2 protein-coding genes and 1 pseudogene are annotated in these 2482 nt (G+C 62.7%); all 3 read right to left on the bottom strand.

Annotated elements, in window-relative coordinates; genetic code table 11:
* A partial coding sequence (locus tag EOD07_RS30705; protein WP_164772705.1) for a sugar ABC transporter ATP-binding protein occupies positions 1-1090 on the bottom strand: 1090 nt, incomplete at its 3' end.
* 104 nt (positions 1091-1194) lie between these two features.
* A complete protein-coding gene (locus EOD07_RS30710) occupies positions 1195-2163 on the bottom strand; it encodes a sugar ABC transporter substrate-binding protein (protein ID WP_164772706.1) in 969 nt (322 codons plus the stop codon).
* A gap of 43 nt (positions 2164-2206) precedes the next feature.
* A pseudogene (locus tag EOD07_RS30715) lies at positions 2207-2482 on the bottom strand (ABC transporter permease); the annotation flags it as partial.

Here is a 2482-nt window from a genome sequence, read left to right on the forward strand (position 1 = left end):
GCCTTACGATGCCGAAGCTCGACATCAGCGGTGCGAGCGCCGTCAGCTCGATGTTCGCGCGGACCGATCCGGTCAAGACGAGGCCGTTCGAATTGCGGTCCTCCGGCACGAGCACAAGACCGCGCCGACCCGCACTGACGGGATCGAGCGAAGGCAGGATTTTCCCGTCGACCTTCAACATGCCACTGCTTTCGACGTCGCCGATCAGCGCGCGAGCAATCCGCGATCGTCCCGACCCGATCAGGCCGGCAAGCCCGACAATCTCGCCAGCACGCACCTTAAGCGAAAACGGACGCCGCCCGGAAACCGAGAAATTCTCGAGCGTCAGGCGCACCGCTTCGAGTTGCGTCGGCGCGGGCGCGGATGGCGAGGAAGCCACTTTCGCCTCGCCGACAAGCAGTGCCGCCAGCCTGTCCACGCTGAAGTCCGACGACGGACCGGTCTCAGCGACCTTGCCGTCGCGAAGCACGGTTATGCGATCGGCAATCTCGATCACTTCATCGAGGAAGTGGCTGATGTAGATGATACCCATGCCTTTGGCAGTCATGCGGCGCATCAGGCTGAAGAGATGAGCCCGCTCAGCAGGTGCAAGCCTAGCTGTCGGCTCGTCCATGATGAGGATACTGGCGTTCTGCGACAGCGCCCGCACGATCTCGGTCAGCTGTTGCGCGGCGACGCCGAGCCTGCGTACCGGCGTGTCCATCGGCAGTTCGATGCCGAGGGCGGCGGCTTCCTGAGCCGAGCGTTTCCTCAACGCGCTGTGCGAGACAAGGCCTGCCGCAGCGCCGCGCGGTTCGCGCCCGAGCGCGATGTTCTCGGCGACGGTGAAGTCGGGAACGAGCGCGAAATCCTGATAGATGGTGGCGACGCCATGAGCGTGAGCATCTCGCGGTGTTGCCAGGATGACTGGCTCGCCGGCTATGGTGATTGTGCCGCTATGGTCGGCATAAAGCCCGCCCAGCACCTTCATCAGCGTGCTCTTGCCAGCCCCATTGTGGCCGACCAAGGCATGGATCTCGCCCTTGGCGAGATTGAAAGACACGCCGTGAAGCACGGTGCTTCCCGCGAAGCTCTTTCGAATGTCGGTCATTTCAAGAAGCATGGCTGCGCATCTTTCTGACGGTCGCGACCGGCCCGGACTCCAGGCCGATCGCGGGCCTGCCCGAAGGCAGACCGAGGCGGCTTGTGGGAGAGTCAGCCGCCCCAAGCCGGAGGGAATTGCTCCACATTGTCCTTGGTCACGATCGGCAGATCGAGAAAATGGTTAGGGGAGGGGACTTCCGAGGCTTTGCCGTCGAGAAGGTTGACCGCATCCTTCACCCCCATCACACCCTGCGGCGCCGGATCCTGGTCTACGGTGCCGAAGACGGTTCCAGCCTGAATGGCGCTGCGGACATCGGCGGGGTAGTCGCCGAGGATGAACTTGACATCGGTGCGCCCGCTCTGCTTGGCGAAGCTGGCGCCGTTCACGCCTTCCGGCCCCTGGTCGATGATGGCGTCCAGCGAGCCCGACGGATAACGGCTCAGGAAATCCTGGGTGACCGCAAGCGCCTTGGCGTTATCCCAATCCGCCGACTGTTCCTCGACGATCTTGATATCGGGATATTTCTTCAGGGTTTCCATCAGGCCGGCCTTGCGGTCGATCTGCGAAGACGTGCCCAGCTTGCCGAGAATATAGGCGACCTTGCCCTTGCCGCCGATCGCCTTGGCAAGGAGTTCGCCCTGCTGCTTTCCAAAAGTGACATCGTCCACGCCAACGAAAGTCGCGATCTTGGCTCCCGAACTCGTGTCGACGCGATTGTTGACCGCGATAACCGGAATGCCGGCCTCGTTCGCCTGCTTGACGACAGGCACGATGCCCTTTGCGTTGCTCGGCGTAATCAGGATGAGATCGACCTTCTGCGCGATGAACTGCTGCACGACCGAGATCTCAGTCGACAGATCGCCATTGCCGCTCTGCAAGTCTAGCGATGCGCCGAGGTCCTTGGCAGTGTTCTGCGCGCCCTTGATCAGGTTCGAATAGAACGGAACCGAGGTGTTCCAGATCATCATGCCAATCTTGTGCTCGGCGGCCATCGCGGACTGACCATCAATGGCAAAGCCGATGGCAAGCACGGCCGTCGCCGCTCTAAGCACGGTCCGGCGGGACAAATGTCTCTTCATGTCATTCCCCTTGTTCATGCGTTGGTTCTTTTCATGGGTTGTTTCAGCGCAGCTCCCGGCGCTTGCGCTGATAGCTGTCGAAACCCACCGCCACGAGGATGACGGCGCCGGTAACTGCTGGCTGCCAGTAGGGCGAAATGCCCAACAGATTGAGTGCATTTGCGACGACGCCCAGGAGCAGGGTGCCGAGGACCGCGCCGCCCACATTGCCCACGCCGCCGCTGAGCGGGACCCCGCCGACCACGACGGCCGCGATCGCCGCGAGCGGCCAGTCGGTGGCGCTCGCGGGCTGACCGATACCCGTCTGCCCGAGCAGGAC

The organism is Mesorhizobium sp. M2C.T.Ca.TU.002.02.1.1 (assembly GCF_003997225.1).